The 5,400-nt window shown below is 47.7% G+C and carries 8 protein-coding genes; 6 read left to right on the top strand and 2 right to left on the bottom strand.

Annotated elements, in window-relative coordinates; all coding sequences use genetic code 11:
* Positions 1-195 (bottom strand): hypothetical protein (locus tag LBO03_00590; GenBank protein ID MDR3348097.1); only part of this gene is annotated, 195 nt, incomplete at its 3' end.
* A gap of 62 nt (positions 196-257) precedes the next feature.
* Here LBO03_00590 and LBO03_00595 point away from each other — a divergent pair.
* From LBO03_00595 to LBO03_00610, 4 genes are all read left to right on the top strand, one after another.
* On the top strand, positions 258-635 hold the full coding sequence (locus LBO03_00595; protein ID MDR3348098.1) for a site-specific DNA-methyltransferase: 378 nt from the start codon (positions 258-260) through the stop codon (positions 633-635).
* 328 nt (positions 636-963) lie between these two features.
* Positions 964-1,263, top strand: coding sequence for a hypothetical protein (locus LBO03_00600; protein MDR3348099.1), 300 nt, complete (start codon positions 964-966; stop codon positions 1,261-1,263).
* The gene (locus LBO03_00605) at positions 1,256-1,777 is read left to right on the top strand and encodes a hypothetical protein (GenBank protein ID MDR3348100.1); all 522 of its coding nucleotides are present in this window, start codon (positions 1,256-1,258) and stop codon (positions 1,775-1,777) included. The genes LBO03_00600 and LBO03_00605 overlap by 8 nt, the downstream gene beginning before the upstream one ends.
* The gene (locus tag LBO03_00610; GenBank protein MDR3348101.1) at positions 1,774-2,391 is read left to right on the top strand and encodes a hypothetical protein; all 618 of its coding nucleotides are present in this window, start codon (positions 1,774-1,776) and stop codon (positions 2,389-2,391) included. Before LBO03_00605 ends, LBO03_00610 begins: the two co-directional genes overlap by 4 nt.
* A 128-nt stretch (positions 2,392-2,519) precedes the next feature.
* On the opposite strand, the gene LBO03_00615 is transcribed toward LBO03_00610, so the two are convergent.
* Positions 2,520-3,602, bottom strand: coding sequence for a HindVP family restriction endonuclease (locus LBO03_00615; GenBank protein ID MDR3348102.1), 1,083 nt, complete (start codon positions 3,600-3,602; stop codon positions 2,520-2,522).
* Between the two features lie 116 nt (positions 3,603-3,718).
* Here LBO03_00615 and LBO03_00620 point away from each other — a divergent pair, with 116 nt between their 5' ends.
* Together LBO03_00620 and LBO03_00625 are read left to right on the top strand one after the other, a co-directional pair.
* A complete protein-coding gene (locus tag LBO03_00620; GenBank protein ID MDR3348103.1) occupies positions 3,719-4,891 on the top strand; it encodes a DNA cytosine methyltransferase in 1,173 nt (390 codons plus the stop codon).
* Positions 4,884-5,237 carry a very short patch repair endonuclease gene (locus LBO03_00625; GenBank protein ID MDR3348104.1) on the top strand — a complete coding sequence of 118 codons (354 nt, stop codon included), beginning with the start codon at positions 4,884-4,886 and terminating at the stop codon, positions 5,235-5,237. The genes LBO03_00620 and LBO03_00625 overlap by 8 nt, the downstream gene beginning before the upstream one ends.
* The last annotated feature ends 163 nt before the right edge of the window (positions 5,238-5,400 follow it).

The raw sequence follows: 5,400 nt of genomic DNA on the forward strand, positions 1-5,400 counted from the left end.
CGCAGCGCTTCCGCAGCCGCCGCCGTCCCCGCCTTCGGCGGACAGGTAGCTGCCAAAAGACGTTGTGCCGCCCTTGCCCCCGCCGTAAGCGGCAGAAGTGTCACCCTTGCCGTGCCCCCTAGCGCCGCCGCCGCCAATGCAGGTTACTTTGTAAGTGCCGGATGCGGGTGCCGTGAAAGTGCCGGAAGTCGTCAATACCTGCCGCGTCCTGCTTCCGATAACCGTTGTTATGTGAAATAAAAAATAGGAGAGTAATTTTGCAAAGAAAACTAAACGCTATAATTACGGCTGACGCCATTCAAGAAATGGTCTGTTTGCCTGACAAATCGATAGACCTTATTCTGTGCGATTTGCCTTACGGCACGACCGACTGCGCATGGGATAAACAGTTGCCGATGGGCGAGTTATGGGAACAGTACAAACGAATTATTAAAGACAATGGGGCCATACTTCTATTCGCGCAACAGCCCTTCGCCACCAAGCTCATTAACGCCGGCGAAAGGATGTTCCGCTACCAGATAGTCTGGAGAAGGCCAAGGCTTTGGGCTTTCTCAACGCCCGGCGGATGCCGCTTAGAGTACACGAGCTTATCCTTGTCTTTTACCGCCGCCTGCCGACGTACCACCCGCAGATGACGCCGGGAAAGCCCTATGTGGCCAAGGATAAGGGGAGGATGCATGTAAGCGTATAAATTAAGGCACGAAAAAACACCTTTTAAGGGTATTTTAATGACTCCTTAAAAGGCGGCTATTTTTAAAGTAGTTTAATAAAGTTACTTTATGTCAAACTAAATGAGCTTTTTTATCAAACTAAATGCGCGCTTATACGCGGGGTGGTTTTAAAATCGCGCACCTGGCAGAAGTGCTATGAGATAATGTCCGAAGTCCTATCCGGCAGCCGACCCATGCCGACCGAGGAGGAACTGGCGGCGGAACTTCCCGCGCTGACGTGGGAGGATGAAACGTGAGAAAACTTTTGCATCCGGTTTTTTGGCTGTATCTGGCCGGCTACTACCTGTACAACCTGATGATCAGCGTGGATCAATCGCTTGGCGCGCTTTTGGGCGGCAGCCCGGACGTAACCATTTGCGGGCGAATGGGGCTTTGGGCGGAGCGGGGGATAACCCTGCCCGCCCGCATTTTGGATAAAATCTTCGGGACAGGTCATTGCGCAAGGGCCATAGAGAGAGACCCCGGCGACAAGTCCGCCTGGGGCAAGGCGGTGGAAAGGTACAGGCAAAAATACGGAAAGAAAGGTGATTGATTTGTGGCAGGATTTTACGCAGTTCATGCGGCAGTCGACGGGTTCGCTTGCCGACCTGGCTATGATCAAGGCGACGGCGGCCATCGCCATAACCGCGACGGGAGCCGACATTTTCAAAGTGCAGGCGGGGTTTATCATCCTGATATTCGTTGGCCTTTTCTGCAAGTGGGTCGCTCTGTCGCACAAATGCCTTGCGGACGAGGGCAGCAAGGACAAGGGCGAGCTTTGGGCGATTGTCAAAAACATCCGCCGTGTCCGCGAAAAAGGATATATCAGGAGCGACCCCATGCGGGTGCATTTCTGCGGCAAGCTGTGGACTTACCTGCTGGCGCTGTCAACGGCCTTCGGCCTTGACCTGATATTCGGCGGCAAAAACAGCTTCCTTTTGCCAGTAACCGCCTACCTGTCTTTCTCCGAGGCCATTTCGGTCATGGAGAACCTGGCCGAAGCCGAAGTCAGGCCGGCGGCGCTGATAGTGAACTTCATTAGAAGCAAATTAGGAGGGATAAGATGAAAAAGGTATTTATCAATCCCGGCCACGCGCCGGGCGGCAACCCGGATCCGGGAGCGGTGGGGCCGACAGGATTGCGCGAAAGCGACGTTGCGGCGGCGGGCGGCTTTGCCGTCTGGCAATACTTTCCCCGCGTCGTTGCCACAACGCCGCCGATTGCACAAAAAGAGGAAAAATTTGCTGAAATTCCGGTACAAGCGTTGGCCGAAACCAAAATAAGGTATGTGGAGCGCACGGCCGGTGACCGCGCGCAGGTCAAAATCGAAACGGAAGCGCCGGAGGTGATCGCACGGATCAACGGGCAGGATTTTACTTTTGACAGCGTGGCCGGCGAAAAACACGCTTTCGAGAAAGGCCAGTTAGTGGTGCGGCAGGAGAGCGCCGCCACCATCGACCTTACCGCCTGGGCGAACCGCGAATTGGCGGCGCAAAAGGAAGAACTCAAAAAGGAATTTTACAAGCCGCGCGGCGTGGTTCTGGCCGCGCTGGCCGGCGCGAAGCAAGGCTACGCCGGCATTGAGTACGAAAACAAAGCCTTTGTAATCGGCGCTTACCGCGGCCTTTCCGGCAAGGGCGACAAGCATCTTTTGAAAGTCGGCTGGCGCTGGCGTTTTTAAGGAGAAAATGGCAATACGGTTTAATAGTTTAAAATCCCCTGCCGGTACGTTTTGTGCCGACAGGGGATTTTTTTATTTTTAAAAACAACAGCAGAAATTTTTTAAATCAATTGACCCTTTCGCTCGTATTAACGCCTCATCATAAAGTAAAGCGTTTGGTCAAAACGTCGTTCTGGGCGAAGTTTTTCTATGTAGCCTAATTCAATTATTTTTTCTACCACACTTTTATGAAGAATAGGCCGTATAATCCTTTTCGACGAAACGTAACTACGCCACTTTGCGCCCTGTATTGCAAATTCTTTGTCGGTTTGATTATCAAAGGCCATTTGTCGATAAATTTCTCCTAATCGTATTTTACCAGATTTACTGAGTTCCCAAAGACAACGAGCTAGTTTTGCGGAAGCTCTCATTGGACGGCTCATAGTGGACTCGGTAGTCGTTGCGTTGTCAATAAATAAACGCGAAAAAGCATAATCGCTCCAAACAACAATATCGAAAGCATTATCGGCAAGCGTAGGCGATTGCCCTTGCGTTTTCCAAATAGTTTGTACAAGAAGCGATTTTTGCCTATTTAAATATTTACGTTGAAAGGCATTTATACTTTCAGATAATGCGGGGGTTTTATGTCTCATTTCAAAATCGTTCGTCCATGAGCCAATATCGGCGCAAGCTTTTTCGAAAATCTCTCGGACGCCAGGCGCATCGTCTCTGACCGAATCAAACATACCAAGAGCGCAATACGACGTCGTGGCTGAACGCACGACTAACTCACAACCCCATTCATTCTCTGGCAAAGTGCTTGTGTTTGAAGTCGGCAACACAGTCAACTTAATTTCAAGCGGGGATAGAAATTTTTTGCCGATTGTTTTTATTACAAGGTCTATCGCGTCTATTGTATCAAACGAATATATTTGGTATGGCTCATACTTTGATTCAAAGCGAAAATCAAGCTCATCCAAAGGCAGATTGCCGCAATTAAAGACATCGCGTAAAGAAATATCCGAAGCCGCTACTCGAAGTTCTCCAGCGTCAATTATCAATCTGTTGTATATAGCAGGTATGTTATTCGCAAGCATATAACACGCTACTGATGTTGGAAAGCTTGAATTGAAACAGTTCTTCCCCCAATGCATATCCGTTGTACGGTTGGAATGCTTTATGCCAAACAATCCTGATGATATTTCGGCATTTTCTTTTTTTATTTTCGGCATTTTAAATACCGCCTTATTTATTTTTGACGTCAAACTCTTGACGTCATTAAAGATATACGTTATAGTATTAATGAATTTTATCATGCCTTGCTTCGGCGGTCAAGGAGGGTGTGCTGATGAAAAAGGTTGTTGATTTATTTGCGGGTTGCGGCGGATTATCCATAGGATTCCAAAACGCGGGTTTTGAGATTGTTGGAGCATATGAGTCGTGGGAAACCGCCGCCGCTTGTTACGAAAACAACTTTAATCATCCTGTTTTTCGTGCGGATTTATCGAATGTAAAATGCGCTATTGAGAGTATTCAAGCCTTAAATCCCGACGTAATTATTGGCGGGCCGCCTTGTCAAGATTTTTCCCACGCTGGCAAGCGTATTGAAGATAAACGGGCGGCACTTACCGAGGCATTTGCGGAAATTATTTCCGCAATAGTTCCTCGTTGGTTTGTGATGGAAAACGTAGACCGTATTCCCAAAAGCGCGACTTACTCAACAGCAAGAACGATTTTTAAAAATGCGGGATACGGTTTAACCGAAGTAATTATCGACGCAAGTTTTTGCGGAGTACCGCAACGCCGCAAACGGTTTTTCTGCATTGGGGCGCAAGAAACCGAGGACGGCTTCCTCTTAAATTACATAACGCTTAATTTAAGTAAAAAAGAAATGACGCTCCGCGATTATTTTGGCATGTCGCTCGACTTCGAGTATTATTATAGACACCCGCGTAATTACAACCGTCGGGCAGTATATACCATTGACGAGCCATCGCCAACAGTTAGAGGAATGAACCGACCTGTCCCTCCCGGGTATCCCGGTCACTCAAACGATGCAAAGGAAATTGACAGTTCAATACGCGCTTTGACAACGCTTGAAAGGGCGTTAATTCAGACATTCCCGCCTAATTATAAATGGAGCGGCAACAAGACAGATACGGAACAGATGATTGGTAACGCCGTTCCGGTTAAACTCGCTGAGTTTGTTGCTAAAGCGTTGTCTTACCACATAGCAAATGATGAAAACAAACGACATAATTCAATAGATTATGAACTGTTTCTTGATTGGCTTCATAATACTCAAACAATGTCGGAACGCGCACAACGCGACACGCTTTCGCGGCTTAAACGCGCAAACGCTATCTGCGCAATACCATCAGTTCCTGAGGCTTATTATTTTTTTGCGCTTGAACAATCCGACAACTATAAAACTTTAACTCCAACCGTTCGTTCGCAACTTAAACGCGCCGTCGCATTATATTCAGATTATCGGAGGGCAGATATCCCAGCAAATGGCTGATGTTTTCGATAGCTCTACGCGCTCGGCAGTAATGAGTAAAGTGCGCTCTAATGGTAATAAATCCGCCGAGCTTCGTTTAATTGCATTGTTCAAAGCAACCGGAATAACGGGTTGGCGACGTAATTATCCCGTTAACGGCAAACCCGATTTTGTATTTTTGAAGCAACGCATTGCGGTGTTTGTTGACGGTTGTTTTTGGCATGGGCACGACTGCCGTAATACGCGACCGAACTCAAATTCCGAATACTGGGCAAAAAAACGCGAGCGAAATATGCGACGCGACTCCGAAGTTACAGCATTATTTGAGGCTCGCGGTTGGATAGTTTTAAGAATTTGGGAATGCTAATTAAAAATAGCTAATGAAAACGCAACTCTTGAAAGAATAAAGACGGCGTTTGTGCAGCAATCTTAATTTATTTTCTGTTAGATAGTGTCGTCAATAGATAGAAGACCATATTGCAATGCAGCGCACTTGAACTGCCGGCAAAAAGGAAGCCGTGTTTTTTACA

The organism is Acidaminococcales bacterium (assembly GCA_031290885.1).
In the GTDB taxonomy this organism is placed as follows: Bacteria; Bacillota; Negativicutes; order Acidaminococcales; family JAISLQ01; genus JAISLQ01.